At 71.9% G+C, this 13820-nt stretch carries 17 protein-coding genes; 10 read left to right on the top strand and 7 right to left on the bottom strand.

Annotated elements, in window-relative coordinates; translation table 11 throughout:
- Positions 1-150: 150 nt before the first annotated feature.
- Positions 151-765 carry a TetR family transcriptional regulator gene (locus tag ACWENQ_RS39425; RefSeq protein WP_449928480.1) on the top strand — a complete coding sequence of 205 codons (615 nt, stop codon included), beginning with the start codon at positions 151-153 and terminating at the stop codon, positions 763-765.
- 6 nt (positions 766-771) lie between these two features.
- Here ACWENQ_RS39425 and ACWENQ_RS39420 read toward each other — a convergent pair whose 3' ends face one another.
- On the bottom strand, positions 772-1416 hold the full coding sequence (locus tag ACWENQ_RS39420) for a flavin reductase family protein (RefSeq protein WP_354909917.1): 645 nt from the start codon (positions 1414-1416) through the stop codon (positions 772-774).
- A gap of 135 nt (positions 1417-1551) precedes the next feature.
- Here ACWENQ_RS39420 and ACWENQ_RS39415 point away from each other — a divergent pair, with 135 nt between their 5' ends.
- From ACWENQ_RS39415 to ACWENQ_RS39395, 5 genes are all read left to right on the top strand, one after another.
- Positions 1552-2502 (top strand): NADP-dependent oxidoreductase, encoded by a 951-nt coding sequence (locus ACWENQ_RS39415; protein WP_452418822.1) that lies wholly within the window; start codon positions 1552-1554, stop codon positions 2500-2502.
- A gap of 44 nt (positions 2503-2546) precedes the next feature.
- The gene (locus ACWENQ_RS39410) at positions 2547-3665 is read left to right on the top strand and encodes a steroid 3-ketoacyl-CoA thiolase (RefSeq protein ID WP_449928477.1); all 1119 of its coding nucleotides are present in this window, start codon (positions 2547-2549) and stop codon (positions 3663-3665) included.
- 230 nt (positions 3666-3895) lie between these two features.
- On the top strand, positions 3896-4843 hold the full coding sequence (locus ACWENQ_RS39405) for an MBL fold metallo-hydrolase (RefSeq protein WP_452418820.1): 948 nt from the start codon (positions 3896-3898) through the stop codon (positions 4841-4843).
- Positions 4844-4867: 24 nt separating this feature from the next.
- Positions 4868-5539 carry a FadR/GntR family transcriptional regulator gene (locus ACWENQ_RS39400; RefSeq protein WP_449928475.1) on the top strand — a complete coding sequence of 224 codons (672 nt, stop codon included), beginning with the start codon at positions 4868-4870 and terminating at the stop codon, positions 5537-5539.
- A 42-nt stretch (positions 5540-5581) separates the two neighbouring features.
- The gene (locus ACWENQ_RS39395; RefSeq protein WP_452418819.1) at positions 5582-5770 is read left to right on the top strand and encodes a hypothetical protein; all 189 of its coding nucleotides are present in this window, start codon (positions 5582-5584) and stop codon (positions 5768-5770) included.
- Positions 5771-5945: 175 nt separating this feature from the next.
- Here the strand turns inward: ACWENQ_RS39395 and ACWENQ_RS39390 are convergent, their stop codons facing one another.
- A complete protein-coding gene (locus ACWENQ_RS39390; protein WP_452418817.1) occupies positions 5946-6731 on the bottom strand; it encodes an arylamine N-acetyltransferase family protein in 786 nt (261 codons plus the stop codon).
- 45 nt (positions 6732-6776) lie between these two features.
- Positions 6777-7232: an SgcJ/EcaC family oxidoreductase gene (locus ACWENQ_RS39385; protein WP_452418816.1), complete on the bottom strand. Its 456-nt coding sequence runs from the start codon at positions 7230-7232 to the stop codon at positions 6777-6779.
- Between the two features lie 197 nt (positions 7233-7429).
- Here ACWENQ_RS39385 and ACWENQ_RS39380 point away from each other — a divergent pair, with 197 nt between their 5' ends.
- The 3 genes from ACWENQ_RS39380 (at position 7430) to ACWENQ_RS39370 (ending at position 9848) form a co-directional block, all read left to right on the top strand.
- Entirely contained in the window at positions 7430-8281 is an 852-nt protein-coding gene (locus ACWENQ_RS39380; RefSeq protein ID WP_452418814.1) for a leishmanolysin-related zinc metalloendopeptidase, read from the top strand.
- Between the two features lie 166 nt (positions 8282-8447).
- Positions 8448-8888 carry a GNAT family N-acetyltransferase gene (locus ACWENQ_RS39375; RefSeq protein ID WP_452418812.1) on the top strand — a complete coding sequence of 147 codons (441 nt, stop codon included), beginning with the start codon at positions 8448-8450 and terminating at the stop codon, positions 8886-8888.
- A gap of 9 nt (positions 8889-8897) precedes the next feature.
- Entirely contained in the window at positions 8898-9848 is a 951-nt protein-coding gene (locus tag ACWENQ_RS39370) for a DNA polymerase ligase N-terminal domain-containing protein (RefSeq protein ID WP_452418810.1), read from the top strand.
- A 140-nt stretch (positions 9849-9988) separates the two neighbouring features.
- Here the strand turns inward: ACWENQ_RS39370 and ACWENQ_RS39365 are convergent, their stop codons facing one another.
- Complete coding sequence (locus tag ACWENQ_RS39365; RefSeq protein ID WP_452418809.1) at positions 9989-10840, bottom strand: SDR family oxidoreductase; 852 nt, start codon at positions 10838-10840, stop codon at positions 9989-9991.
- 118 nt (positions 10841-10958) lie between these two features.
- Between ACWENQ_RS39365 and ACWENQ_RS39360 the strand changes: the two genes are divergently transcribed.
- Positions 10959-11552, top strand: a complete 594-nt coding sequence (locus ACWENQ_RS39360; protein WP_449928469.1) for a TetR/AcrR family transcriptional regulator — start codon at positions 10959-10961, stop codon at positions 11550-11552.
- An 88-nt stretch (positions 11553-11640) separates the two neighbouring features.
- Here the strand turns inward: ACWENQ_RS39360 and ACWENQ_RS39355 are convergent, their stop codons facing one another.
- From ACWENQ_RS39355 to ACWENQ_RS39345, 3 genes are read right to left on the bottom strand one after another with little or no spacing between them, the layout of a single operon-like run.
- Positions 11641-12552 (bottom strand): aldo/keto reductase, encoded by a 912-nt coding sequence (locus tag ACWENQ_RS39355; protein ID WP_452418807.1) that lies wholly within the window; start codon positions 12550-12552, stop codon positions 11641-11643.
- Positions 12549-12854, bottom strand: a complete 306-nt coding sequence (locus ACWENQ_RS39350; RefSeq protein WP_452418805.1) for an L-rhamnose mutarotase — start codon at positions 12852-12854, stop codon at positions 12549-12551. Before ACWENQ_RS39350 ends, ACWENQ_RS39355 begins: the two co-directional genes overlap by 4 nt.
- Entirely contained in the window at positions 12854-13816 is a 963-nt protein-coding gene (locus tag ACWENQ_RS39345; RefSeq protein ID WP_452418804.1) for an ABC transporter permease, read from the bottom strand. The genes ACWENQ_RS39350 and ACWENQ_RS39345 overlap by 1 nt, the downstream gene beginning before the upstream one ends.
- Positions 13817-13820 lie beyond the last annotated feature (4 nt).

Below are 13820 nucleotides of genomic sequence, written 5' to 3'. Positions count from 1 at the left end.
GCGCCACAAACTAGAACAGATTCTAATATCTGTCCAGTGCCCGCCCCCGATGCGCGATCCCCCGTCTCCTGGGACATGCGGCAGACATGCGCTTCCTTGTGACTCGCGAGTAACAAGCGGGACGACACGGACATCGGATAACGTGTTCTCATGCGCCCTCCGCATGCGACTCTCCCCACGCCTCCCGGCAAGGAGGACCAGCCCGCCGCCGGTGTCCGCACCAGAAGCCAGCACCAGCGCCGCAAGCGCATCGTCCAGGCCGCGGCCGCCCTGGCCTCGCGCGGCGGCGTCGAGGCCATGCAGATGCGCACGGTCGCCGAACGCGCAGGGGTCGCCCTCGGCACCCTCTACCGCTACTTCCCCTCCAAGATGGACCTGGTCGTCGCGGTCGTCGGCGAGGAGATCGACCTGCTGGAGAGCAGCATCGAGCGGCGCCCGCCGAACGCTCCGACGGCCGCGGGGCGGGCGGTCGACGTGCTCATGAGGGCCACGCGCGGGCTGATGCGCGAGCCGGAGCTGGCCGACGCCCTCATCCGATCCCTGATCATGGCCGAGGTCGACACCCCGTTCGGCGACCGGATGGCCGGGCTGCTGCTGCGGGTGGCCGGCGGCGAGCAGACCGCCGAGGACGACCTGATCCTGACCGGGCTGCTGTCGAGCGTGTGGGTGCAGGAACTCCTGGAGATGCTGCGCGGGCGGCGCACGTACGAGCAGATCCAGCGCCGCATCGAGATCGCCGCCACCCGCCTGCTGTCCGGCCTCTGACCTCGCTCACGCGGGCGATCCGGGGCCGCGACGCGGGGTCTGGGAACGGAAGCTGTGGCCGAGCTCGTGGCCGAGCCCGAAGTAGTGCCGGAAGTTGTAGATCAGCGGGCTCCACCGGGCCGGGTCGACGTGCTGCGTGCCCGGCACGACGATGCGCGGGTCGGCGTGGACCTTGAGCACGTCGGCCTCCACGATGAGGAAGTCGCCCGACAGGTCGGGCCTGACCCTGACGGCACGAGCCTCCAGCTGGAGGGGACATCCGGCGACCCTGGGCGGCCGGACCAGGTCGGAGGGCTCGGGCCTGAGCCCCGCGGCCGCGAACTTGTCCTGCTCGAAGCGGAAGCTGCCCCGCTTGGTGTCCGGCACCGGGTCGCACCCGGTCAGCGGGGCGAGCCGCTCCACCGCGGCCCACTGCCCCGGCTCCGGCAGGTTGATCACCAGCTCGCTCCGGTCGGCGAGGTTGCGCCCCGTGTGCCCCTCGACGCCGAGGCCCATGACGACCACCTGACCGAGCGCCCACGCCGAGGAGATCGGGGCGAGGTTGGCCGAGCCGTCCTCGTTCTCGGTGGAGAGCAGCACGACCGGCGTCCCGAAGTACAGGATGCTCGGCGTGATCGTCACATGCCCGGTGGCCATGTCCGTGATGTTCATGGCGTCGACCGTAGGACCGGATCGCTTCGGCCCCGGCCGAAGCGACGGCCGGGGCCATCAGGCGTGCTCCGCCGGACAGGGCCTCGACCATCGGGCCACTGGCCCGTTTCCGGCACCTCGGGCAGGGTGTACCACATGAGAGCCATCAGTCAGGATGTTCTGGGCGGACCAGAGGTACTCAAGGAGATCGACCTTCCCGTGCCGGCGCCGGGACCGACCGAGGTACTGGTCAGGGTGCACGCGGCCGGGCTCAACCCGACCGACTGGAAACACCGGGCGAGCGGCGGCTTTCTGGGCGGGCCGCCGTTCGTGCTCGGCTGGGACGTCTCCGGCGTGGTCGAGGCGGTCGGCGTCGGCGTGTCCCTCTACCAGCCCGGCGACGAGGTCTTCGGCATGCTGCGCTACCCCTCAGGGCACGGCGCGTTCGCCGAGTACGTCACCGCGCCGTCCAGGACCTTCGCCCGCAAGCCCGCCGGCGTCGACCACGTCCAGGCGGGTGCGCTGCCGCTGGCCGCGCTGACGGCATGGCAGGCGCTGGTCGACGCCGCGGGCGTGCGGGCCGGCCGGCGGGTGCTCGTCCACGCCGCCGCGGGCGGCGTCGGCCACCTGGCCGTCCAGATCGCCAAGGCGCGCGGCGCCCACGTCATCGGTACGGCGAGCGCGGCCAAGCACGATTTCCTCCGCTCGCTGGGCGCCGACGAGCTGGTCGACTACCGGAGCGAGGACTTCGCCACGGCGGTGAAGGACGTCGACGTGGTGCTCGACACGATCGGCGGCGACTACGGGCCGCGCTCGCTGGAGACGCTCAGGCCCGGGGGCACGCTGGTGTCGCTGGTGCTGTCGCGCCGGGACGACGAGCTTTCCGCCAAGGCGCAGGCGCGCGGCGTGCGGGCGGTCGACGTGCTGGTCGAGCCGGACCATGCGGCGATGAAGGCCATCGCGGCACTGGTGGAGGCGGGGCGGCTGCGGGCGGAGATCGCGGCCGTGTTCCCCCTGGCCGAGGCGGCCAAGGCGCACGAGCTCGGCGAGACCGGCAGGACGGTCGGGAAGATCGTGCTGGAAATCAGGCCTTCCACGGCAAAGTAGAACGCGTTACATTTTGCCTCCAGAGCATCATTCTGGAGGCAGCTATGAGCGCACCGGTGATCGTCGAGGCCGTCAGGACACCGATCGGCAAGCGGAACGGATGGCTGTCGGAGCGCAAGCCCCTCCAGGTGCTCGCGGCGGCGCTCAACGGCCTCGTCGACCGGGCGGGGATCGACCCGCGCCTGGTCGAGCAGGTGTTCGCCGGGTGCGTCACGCAGGCGGGCGAGCAGGGCGGCCACGTCGGACGGCACGCCTGGCTGTACGCGGGCCTGCCGTACCAGGCCGGGGTCACCACGATCGACGCGCAGTGCGGATCGTCCCAGCAGGCCGTGCACCTGGTCGCCGCGCTGATCCAGGCGGGGGTGATCGAGGCGGGCGTGGCCTGCGGGGTCGAGGTGATGAGCAGGGCGCCGCTCGGCAGCAACGTGTTACCCGCCAAGCCGAAGCCCGACGACTGGGCGATCGACCTGCCCGACCAGTTCACGGCGGCCGAGCGCATCGCCCGCAGGCGGGGGCTGACCAGGGAGCGGCTCGACTGGTTCGGCGCCCGGTCGCAGCGGCTCGCGGCCAAGGCGTGGGCGGACGGCAGGTACGCCAGGGAGATCGTCCCGGTGGGCGAGGTCTCCAGGGACCAGGGGTTGCGCGAGACGACCACGGAGGGACTCGCGGCGCTGAAGCCGGTGCTCGGCGAGAACGGGCTGCACACCGCAGGCACCTCCTCCCAGGTGTCCGATGGGGCGGCGGCGGTGCTCCTGATGAGCGAGCAGGCGGCCCGGCGGCACGGCCTGCGCCCACGCGCCCGCATCCTCGCCCAGACGCTGGTCGGCGCCGAGCCGCACTACCACCTGGACGGCCCCGTGGACGCCACGGCGGCGGTGCTCGGCAGGGCCGGGATGGCCATGGGCGACATCGACAGGTTCGAGGTGAACGAGGCGTTCGCGGCGGTCGTTCTGTCCTGGGCGTCCGTGCACGAGCCCGACATGGACCGGGTGAACGTCAACGGCGGGGCCATCGCGCTCGGCCACCCCGTCGGGGCGACCGGGGCCCGGCTGGTGACCTCGGCGCTGCACGAACTGGAGAGGGCCGACCTGTCGACCGCCCTCGTGACCATGTGCGCGGGCGGCGCGCTCGCCACGGCCACCATCCTGGAACGCGTCGCATGACCGTACGGCGAAGCGGGGGCGAGCCCCCGAGAGAGGCGACGCGGGAGTCCTCCGACGCCACGCGGGAGGGGGCCGGGAGGCCGACGCGGGACTCCGAAGCCACACAGGAGCGGGCCGGGAGGCCGACGCTGGAGCCCTCCGGCGCCACGCCGGAGCGGGCCGGGAGGCCGACGCGCCGCCGGGCGTACGCCGACCAGCGGCCCCGGGACCTCGGCGGCGGGGTGAGCAGCGTGCCGGTACCCATCCCCGGCAACCCGCTGGGCTACACGCTCGTCTACGCGATCGACACGCCCGGCGGCCCAGTGCTGGTGGACGCGGGGTGGAACCATCACGACGCGTGGCAGGCGCTGCGCGCGGGCCTGGCGGCCGTGGGCGTCGACGTGCGGGACGTGCGCGGCGTGGTCGTCACCCACTTCCACCCGGACCACGCGGGGCTGGCCGGACGCGTGCGCGAGGAGTCGGGCGCGTGGATCGCGATGCACGAGGCCGACGCGCGCCTGGTGAAGCTCATGCGCGACCTCGGCGAGGACGAGCACCACGCCTTCCAGTCCGAGATGCTGCGGCGGGCGGGCGCGGGCGCGACCGAGCTGCCTCCTGCCGGTGAGGGACGGCCGGAGCCGCCCGCCGAGCCCGACCTGGCGGTGCGCGACGGCGACCTGCTGAACGTGCCGGGCCGTGTCCTGCGAGCCATCCACACGCCCGGCCACACCCCCGGCCACCTGTGCCTCCACCTGGAGGACGCCGACCGGCTGTTCACCGGCGACCACATCCTTCCCGACATCACTCCTCACGTCGGCATTTATCCCTACGACCGGGACGATGTAGATCCGTTGGCGGATTTCCTGTCCTCGCTCGACCGGGTCGCCGCGCTGGGCCGTACCGAGGCGCTCCCCGCCCACGAGTGGCCCTTCCCCGACGCGGCGGCGCGCGCCGCCGAGATCCGCTCCCACCACGAGGACAAGCTCGCCTCGCTGGCCACCCTGGCCGGCGAGCCCCTCACCATCTGGGAGATCGCCGCCCGCATGACCTGGAACCGCCCGTGGGGCGACCTCCCGCCCGCGCTCCGCGCCATGGCGGCGGGAGAGGCCGCCGCCCACCTCCGCGCCCTGGAGGCCCGCGGCCTGATCCGGCGGCTCCCCGAGGTCGATCCCGTCCGGTTCGTGGCCGTACACTCCTAGACATCCGATGTCTAGGGGGAATACGTGGCGGTCACCGACGCGGCGATCGACAAGATCAAGCAGATGATCCTCTCGGGCGAGCTCTCCCCGGGCGACAGGCTGCCCAAGGAGGCCGACCTGGCCGAACGCCTCGGCCTGTCACGCAACTCGCTGCGCGAAGCCGTACGGGCACTGGCGCTCATCAACGTCCTCGACGTCCGGCAGGGCGACGGCACCTACGTCACCAGCCTCGAACCCCGGCTGCTGCTCGACACGATGTCGTTCGTCCTCGACCTGCACCGCGACGACACGGTGATCCAGTTCTTCGAGGTGCGCCGCATCCTCGAACCCGCCGCCACCGCGATGGCCGCGCTCACGATGAGCGACGAGGACATCGCCGAGCTGAAGGCGGTGCTCGACTCGCTGCCGCCCGAGCCGACGATCGAGGAGCTGGTGGCCAACGACCTCACCTTCCACCAGCGCATCGCCCAGGGGTCGGGCAACGCCGTGCTGTGCTCGTTCATCGAGAGCCTCTCGGGCCCGACCACCAGGGCGCGCATCTGGCGCGGCCTCACCCAGGAGGGCGCCCTGGAGAAGACGCGGGAACAGCACATCGCGATCTACGAGGCGATCGCGTCGCGGCAGGCGGAGGTGGCGCGGTCGTGGGCGGTCGTCCACGTGGCAGGGGTGGAGTCCTGGCTGCAGAAGGCCCTCTGACGGCGGCGCCTCGGGATTGCCGTCCCTGGACAGCTTCCGCCAGTGCCCCACGACCTTGATCAGCACACTCTGCAACAGGCCCTCGGCGAGGTGCGCGTCTCCCGTGAGCAGGTACGCGGTCCGCATCAGCGCCTGCTGGCGGCTTTGCACGAACTCGTCGAAGCCGTCGTGACGATCCACTGTGATCTCCTCTCGCCGGTACCCAACGCGACCCACCGGGCGAAAGGTTGAGGTGCCCGCCGACTTTCACCGCCGCCGGGCGGGGACACGGCGCGACCGGTGCCGCGCACGCCGGGGACCGTACGGCAGGCGGCCCCCTGCTCCCCCTCCCCGCGAGAGGCCAGGTGCCGTGGAGCGGCCCTATTGCCGACTCCGACCGGGAGCCGGCCCTGCCGCACCTGTCCGGCTACGGCGCCGTGGCCGCGGTTCCCGTGGACGGGAGCCGGTCGAGAGCGATCCCGAAGTGGTCGAGGTAGGCGGCGCGGAGGTCGCTCTCCTGCAGCACCTGCTCGGTGCGCTCGCCGTTCACCGTCCGGATGAGCTTGCGGCCGCTGATCGTGGTCCGGCCTTCGGCGGTGCGGAGGGAGCAGACCGGTGACCTGGTGAAGTGCGACTGGGGAGAGGTGGTTTGCCACCAGCAGGTCGGGCCGAAGTCCGCCAGTTCGTACGGCCGGGCGGTCAGCCGGTAGGCCGGGTCGCCCTTGTGGACGATGTCGAGGTCGCCGTGCCCGCTGGGTGCGGGGACGACCTGGACGGCGCCCGCGTCGTCCTTCTGCTCGGCCCGCTCGTCGAGCCGCAGCGGCTCGTCGGCGAAGTCGCCGAATCCGACGTCGACCAGCCAGGGCTCGTCGAGATCGACGCGGATCGCCAGGTGGTCGAACAGCGGCCCCAGCCGCTCACCCTGGAAGGCCCTGGCGGCCAGCAGGGTCACCCGGTAGCCGAGCGCGGTCAGCAGTTCGGCGAACAACCCGTTCAGCTCGTAACAGAATCCGCCGCGATGGCGCGCGACGATCTTGTCGTGGAGCGCGCCGGGGTCGAGGGAGATCGGCTCGCCGAGATGGATGCTCAGGTTCTCGAACGGCACCGCTCTCAGGTGGGCGCGCTGAAGGGCACGCAGGCCGGCCGCGTCCGGTTCGGCCGGCCGCGTCGCACCGAATCTGTCCAGATAGCGGGAGATCTCCGACTCGTTCACGAGACAAGCAAACCATGCGACGGGTGACGCTGTGCGCCCTGGAAGTCAGGCGCTGCGGGGCCGGGTCGCGGGCTGGAACATGAAGGAGATCGCCTCCATGAGCCCCTGCCGCTTGGTCTTCTGGATGGCCGCGATCCGCCACTGGCCGTCCGCCTCGCGAACGACGGTGTAGGTCTGCACCTTGCCGAGCTTCTTCGGCCTGCTCTTGTAGACGTCGCCGCGGCTGACGACGACGGCGGTGTCCGGGCCGTAGAAGCGGATGTCGATGATCTCCATCGCCAGGCGGCTGCCCTTGAGGAAGCTGTCGAACAGGACCTGGTGGGCCCGGCCGATCTCCGCGCCGCCCTGGTAGACGCTGCCGACGAAGGTCACGTCGGTGGCGTCGGCGGTGAACTGCGCGCCGTAGGCGGTGCCGTCGCCGCGGTCCCAGGCCTCCCGCGCCCGCTCCAGCAGCGCGCGAACGGCGGCGGTGTCGCTCTCGATGGCGGTGTCGCGGGTCATGTCGCTCCCCTTCCAGTTAGCTTCATCTATCAAGATTCTGCTTTGATTGATTATCTTCTCTAATGAAGAGATTAGCGCAGGGCAGCATGATGTCAAGCCCGTATGGATGAGTAGGGGCGTACTCAGGCGCGACGCCTCCCCTGTCGCCCACACTCGCCCTGGACGACACCTCAAGGAGCCGCAAGGAGATGGTGGAGATGGACATCCATCTGGCGCGTGCCGACGCACGGCGAGCGAAGGCCCTGGCGAACACCGAGTCGCCGTACACGATCGAGGTCCGGTTCATGGGCGGGCTGAGCGAGACGCAGAAGGCGGCGTTCGCCGCCGCCGCCGACCGCTGGGCGCGGGTCATCGTGGGCGACCTCCCCGACGTCCGGATCCCCGAGCTGGAGGGCCTCCCCGCCGGCATCGCGGCGGGCGAGCGGATCGACGACCTGGTGATCCTCGCGGAGGGCGCGAAGATCGACGGTCCCGGCACCGAGCAGGGCAACATCCTCGGCCAGGCGGGTCCCCTGCTCCTCAGGTCCGGCAGCGCGCTCCCGGCGGTCGGCGTCATGCGGTTCGACACCTTCGACCTGGACCGGATGGAGCAGACGGGGCTGCTGCACGACGTGATCGTGCACGAGATGGGTCACGCGCTGGGCTTCGGCACGATCTGGGAGACGCTGGGGCTGTCGACGGGTCTCGGCGGTCCCGACCCGACCTTCGTGGGCCCGGCCGCGAGCAGGGAGTTCGGGGTGCTGCTGGGCGCGGCCGGACCGCATGCCGTCCCGGTGGAGAACGTCGGCGGGCCCGGCAGCGTGGGCGGGCACTGGCGCGAGTCGGTGTTCGGGGTGGAGCTGATGACCAGCAGGGTCTCGCAGCTCGGCAACCCGATCAGTAGGACCAGCATCGCGGCGCTGGAGGACATGGGCTACCAGGTGGACCTGGCGGCGGCCGAGCCGTACGTGCTGCCGTCGCCGCTGTTCATGGCCGAGGTCAGGGGCATGCGGCCGGAGGTGGCTCCGACGTGCACGGTCGCCGCCCCCGAACCGATCGCCACCATCTGAGCCGCCGGACAACCCCGCCCCACCCCACCGCCGCGACGCACGGACCGGGCCGCATGACCCGGCACGCTCTCCCGGCGCACCACCACGGCGCGCGGACCCGCGCGTCCCGGCGCGCCCCGGTGCTCGGACCAGGCGGTCGGCTGCGGTGGGCTGGGATACTCGGCGGATGCGGATAGATGATCTCGAACCGGACAGGACCCTGCTGGACCTGCAGCACGCCGCCTACGCCGTCGAGGCCGAGCTCATCGGCGACGACCGGATCCCGCCCCTGCGCGAGACGCTCGACGACCTGATCGCCGCGCCGCTGGCGTGGCGGGGCGCCTTCGACGACGAGGGCATGCTGGTGGGCGCGGTGGCGTGGACGGAGACCGACGACCTGGTCGACATCGACCGTCTCGTCGTCGATCCGCGCGCTCACCGGCAGGGCATCGGAAGGACGCTGGTCGCCGAGCTGCTCGACCGGGCGGACGGCCGGACGACCGTCGTCTCCACCGGCCGCGGCAACGTCCCGGCGCGGACCCTCTACGAGCGGCTCGGGTTCACCAGGATCGAGGACATCGAGGTGATTTCCGGCCTGTGGATCACCAGGTACGAACGCCGCGGGTAGAACCACGTCGTGGCCGACAAGCTGGAGCGGTATCGCGACATGAGAGACCCGGCGAAGACGCCTGAGCCGGTACCTGAGCGGGCACCCGAGCCGGGCGGCGACGACACGTTCGTCATCCAGGAGCACCACGCCCGGTCGCTGCATTGGGATCTGCGGCTGGAGCGCGACGGCGTGCTCGCCTCCTGGGCGATACCGAAGGGCCTGCCCGAGGACCCGGCGGTCAACCACCTGGCGGTCCACACCGAGGACCACCCGATGGAGTACTCGACGTTCGAGGGGGAGATCCCGCGCGGCGAGTACGGCGGCGGCACGATGACGATCTGGGACCGCGGCACCTACGAGACGGAGAAGTGGTCGGACCGCGAGGTCAAGGTGGTGCTGCACGGGGAGCGGGCGCAGGGCAGGTTCGCGCTGTTCCAGACGAACGGCAAGAACTGGATGATCCACCGCATGGATCCCCCGTCGCGGGATCCGCTGCCCGATCTGGCCCCCATGCTGCCCATGCTGCCCGTGCGGCGCGCCAGGCTGCCGCGGAACGCCGAGGACTACGCCTTCGAGTTCGCGTGGGGCGGGCGCAGGACGCTGGTGCCGATCGAGGGCGGGCGCACCGACGTGCCGCTGCTGAGGCCGCTGGCCGAACGGCTCGGCAGCCGGACGGCGGTGCTCGACGGCGAGATCGTCTCCCTGGCGGGCGAGGAGGTGTTCGTCGCCTACGACCTGCTCTACGACGCCGGCCGTTCACTGGTCGGCGAGCCGTACCGGACGCGCAGGGCGGCGCTGGAGGCGCTGGAGATCGCGGGCGCCAGGTGGCAGACCGCGCCCGCGTGGCCCGGCCAGGCCCAGCCGGTACGGCAGGCCGCCCGCGACCAGGGCCTGCCCGGCGTGGTCGCCAAGCGCCTCGACTCGCCCTACGAGGAGGGCGAGTCCAAGGCGTGGATCTTCGTCCCGGCGGAGGCGTGACGGCCGGAAGGCCTGCGCGGACGCGCCCGGCCCGGACGTCCACTCCCGGAACGACCGGGACACGCCACCGGCCCGGCGCCCGCGAACGCACCAGCCGGGACACGCGCCCCGCCCGGAGCCCGCGGACGCCGGTCGCTCCTTCAGGCGCCTGGAGCGGGGACGGCGTGCTCGGCGGCGCGGCTGACCCGCTCCCACCCGGCCCAGGTGTCCATCCGCTGCCGCGAGATGTCGAAGGCCAGGTCGTACACCATGCTGCCGAGCAGCAGCCGCAGCGGCGGCTCGTCGCTGTCGACCAGCGCGAGCACGGCCTGGGCGGCCAGGCGCGGCTCGCTGTCGATCGACCCTTCGGCCCACTGCTTCTCCAGCTCGGCCCGTAGCGGGGCGTAGGGCGGCAGCGGCGTGGTGGCGGTCATGCTGGTGTAGAGGTCGGTCCAGTACCCGCCGGGCTGCACGATCGTGAGCTTGACGCCGAACTGGGCCGCCTCCATGGCCAGCGCCTCGCTCATGCCCTCCAGCGCGAACTTGCTCGCGCTGTAGAGGCCGGTCGTGGGGAAGCCGCCGAGCCCGGCGATGCTGGAGATCTGCACGATGTGCCCCGCCCGCCGGGCCCGCAGGTACGGCATGACGGCCTGGCCGACCCACAGCGCGCCGAAGAAGTTGACCTCCATCTGCGCTCGGGCCTGCTCTTCGGTGAACTCCTCGACCATGCCTGCGGACATGGCGCCCGCGTTGTTGACGACGATGTCGAGCCTGCCGAAATGCTCGTGGGCGGTCGCGACGGTGGCGAGCACCGCGGCGCGGTCGGTGACGTCGAGGGGCAGGACGAGCAGGTCGCCCGGGTGGGCGGCTTCCAGCTCGCGCAGCGGCTCGACGTTCCTGGCCACGGCGACCACCTGGTCGCCGCGCTCCAGCGCGGCCTCGGTGAACGCGCGGCCCAGACCGCGGCTGGCGCCGGTGATGAACCAGGTCCTGGCGGTATCGGCGGTACGCATGGGTGAGGCTCCGATCTGTACGAGTCGAGACGGTTCGTCTCGTGTTACGTCGACAACTATGGGGGCCTGGATGTGGAATGTCAAGACGGTCCGTCTCGTCTTAGGTAAGCTGCTGCCCGTGACAGCGAACGCGGCCCGACGGAGCGAGACCTCCCGGCAGGCCATCCTCACCGCCGCCTTCGAGCTCGTGACCGAGGTCGGCTACGCCAGGCTCAGCATCGAGGGCATCGCCGCGCGGGCGGGCGTCGGCAAGCAGACCATCTACCGGTGGTGGCCGTCCAAGGGCGCCGTGCTCTTCGACGCCTTCCTCGCGGCCATGGGCGGGGGGCCGGGCGACGAGGCGGCCCTGCCCGACACCGGCGACCTGGCGGCGGACCTCAAGACGGTCCTCCACGCCACCGTCGACGAGCTGAACGATCCCCGCTACGACGAGCCGATGCGCGCGCTCAACACCGAGATCGTCCACGACGCCGAGCTGGCCGCCGCCTACGCCGAACGGCTCGACCTGCCGATGCGCGAGATCAAGCGGAAGCGGCTGCGGGCGGCCCAGGAGGCGGGGCAGCTCGCCGCCGACCTCGATCTCGACCTGGCCATCGACCTGCTGTGGGGGCCGCTGCTCAACCGCTGGATGCAGCGCGGCGGCCCGCTCACCCACGAGTACGCGAGCGCCCTGGTGGACACGGCGCTCACCGGCATGCGCCCCCCGCGCTGACCCGAGCGCTCACCGTCATGCCCCGGGCGTGCGGCCGGGCGCTCACCGGCATGTACCCGGCCGGCACCACGTTCCCGGTCGGGGACAGCTAGCCGAGTTCCTCCCACAGCTCGTCCGGCACCGGACGGTCAGCGAGGGCGGCGTTCCTGCGCACCTCGTCCGCGGTCCTGGCGCCCAGCACGATCGAGGCCACCGCCGGATGCCGCAGCGGAAAGGCGATGGCCGCCTGCGGCAGCGTGACCCCGTGCCGGGCGCAGATCCCGGCGATCTTCGAGGCCCGGTCCACCAGCTCGGCGGACGCGGGCGCGTAGTTGAACGTGGCGCCCGGCTCGTCGGTGGCGAGCAGGCCGCTGTTGAAGACGCCGGCCGCGATCACCTGGACGCCGCGGGCGGCGCACTCCTCCAGCAGCGGCAGGCCCGTACGGTCGAGCAGCGTGTAGCGCCCCGCGAGCATGACCACGTCGATGTCGGTCTCCTGGACGAAGCGCAGCGGGAGCTCCCACTGGTTCGTCCCGACGCCGATCGCCTTCACCAGACCCTCGTCGCGCATCGCGGCCAGCTCGGGGTAGGCCTCGTCGAGCGCCTGCTCGGCGTGGTCGTCCGGGTCGTGGATGAGGGCCAGGTCGACGGCGGGCAGGCCGAGCCGTACCAGGGACTCCTCGATCGACCGGCGGACGCCGGCCGCGGAGAAGTCCCACTGCCTGCGCAGGCCGGTCGTGACGGCGAAGCCGTCGGGGTCGGGGGCGGGCTCGGCGGGCACCAGCAGCCGGCCGACCTTGGTGGACAGGACGTAGCCCGAGCGCCCGGCCAGCGCCGCGCCGAGACGGCGCTCGGACAGGCCGAGGCCGTAATGCGGCGCGGTGTCGAACAGGCGCGTCCCGGTGTCCCAGGCGGCGTCGACGGCCGCGCGCGCGTCGTCGTCGCTGACCTCGGTGTAGAGGTTGCCGATCGGCGCGCCGCCGAACCCGAGCCTGGACAGGACCGGCCGCGCCGGCTTCACCGCATCTCCCAGACCAGTTTGAGTCCGCCCGCGCGCTTGTCGAAGTCGCCGTCGAGCAGGCGGTTCATCTTCGCCTGCCACGCCTGGTCGGCCGGGTGGTCCCGCAGCGCGTCCTGGAGGGCGGCGTAGTCCTCGACCTCCACGAAGTGGAACAGGTCGCGGCCGTCGCGCCAGATCCGCCAGGAGTAGACGCCGTGTTCCCGCATGGCCGCCTCCAGCTCGGCCGGGATGGCGGCGTGCTCCTTGTCGTAGATCTCCTCGCAGCCGGCCTTGAGCCGGGTCCGCAACGCCAGTCGCTGCATCAGTCCTGCGCCTTCCCTCCGGCCACCCGGCTGATCATCAACGCCACCAGGATGATCACGCCGTAGACGAGCTGCTTCCACTCACCCGGGACGCCTCGCAGCGTGAGGATGTTCTCCACCAGGCCGATCACCAGGACACCGGTGAGCGCGCCGAAGATCGTGCCCTTGCCGCCGTCCATGCTGACGCCGCCGATGACCGCGGCGGCGAAGACCATGAAGATCCACCCCACGCCCTGGTTGGCGCTGATGCCGCCCAGGCGGCCGGTCTCCAGGACCCCGGCGAGCGCCGCCAGCGCCCCGCCGATGATGAACACGCTCCACAGCACCCGCTCCACCCTGATGCCCGCGGCGCGGGCGGCGTCGGCGTTGCCGCCGATGGCGTAGAGGGCCCGGCCGAGGCGGAAGTAGCCGAGCACGACGATGCCGGCGGCGAACAGCACGCCCGCGATCCAGATGGCCGCGGGCAGCCCGAGCCAGGAGGCGCTGCCCAGGTAGAGCAGCGAGTCGGGCAGCTCGAACAGGCTCTTGCCGCCGGTCAGCCCCAGGTGCAGGCCGTGCACGACGATCAGCATGGCCAGCGTCACGACGAACGCCGACAGCTGGAACTTCAGGATCAGGAAGCCGTTGAACGCGCCGATCGCCGCGCCGATGAGCAGGCAGATGGGGATCGCCAGCAACCCCATGGCGCCGGAGGCGGCGGGGATCATCAGCACGGTGATCGCGGGCGCCATGCCGACCGTCGACTCCAGCGACAGGTCGAACTTGCCCGCGATCAGGATCAGCGCCTCGGCCAGCACGACCAGCGCGAGCGCCGACTGCTGCTGCAGGACGTTGATGAGGTTGCCCGGACTGAGGAACACCGGATCCACGAACGCGCCCACGACCAGCAAGAGCACGATCACCGGCACCAGCGTCAGGTCGCGGAACCTCGCCAGCTTGAGGCGCGGTGCGGGTGCGGTCATGGTT

This window comes from Nonomuraea sp. NPDC004354 (assembly GCF_053602555.1).
Note: the sequence above shows the minus strand (reverse complement) of the source record. Positions and strands in the feature narration are given on the sequence as shown.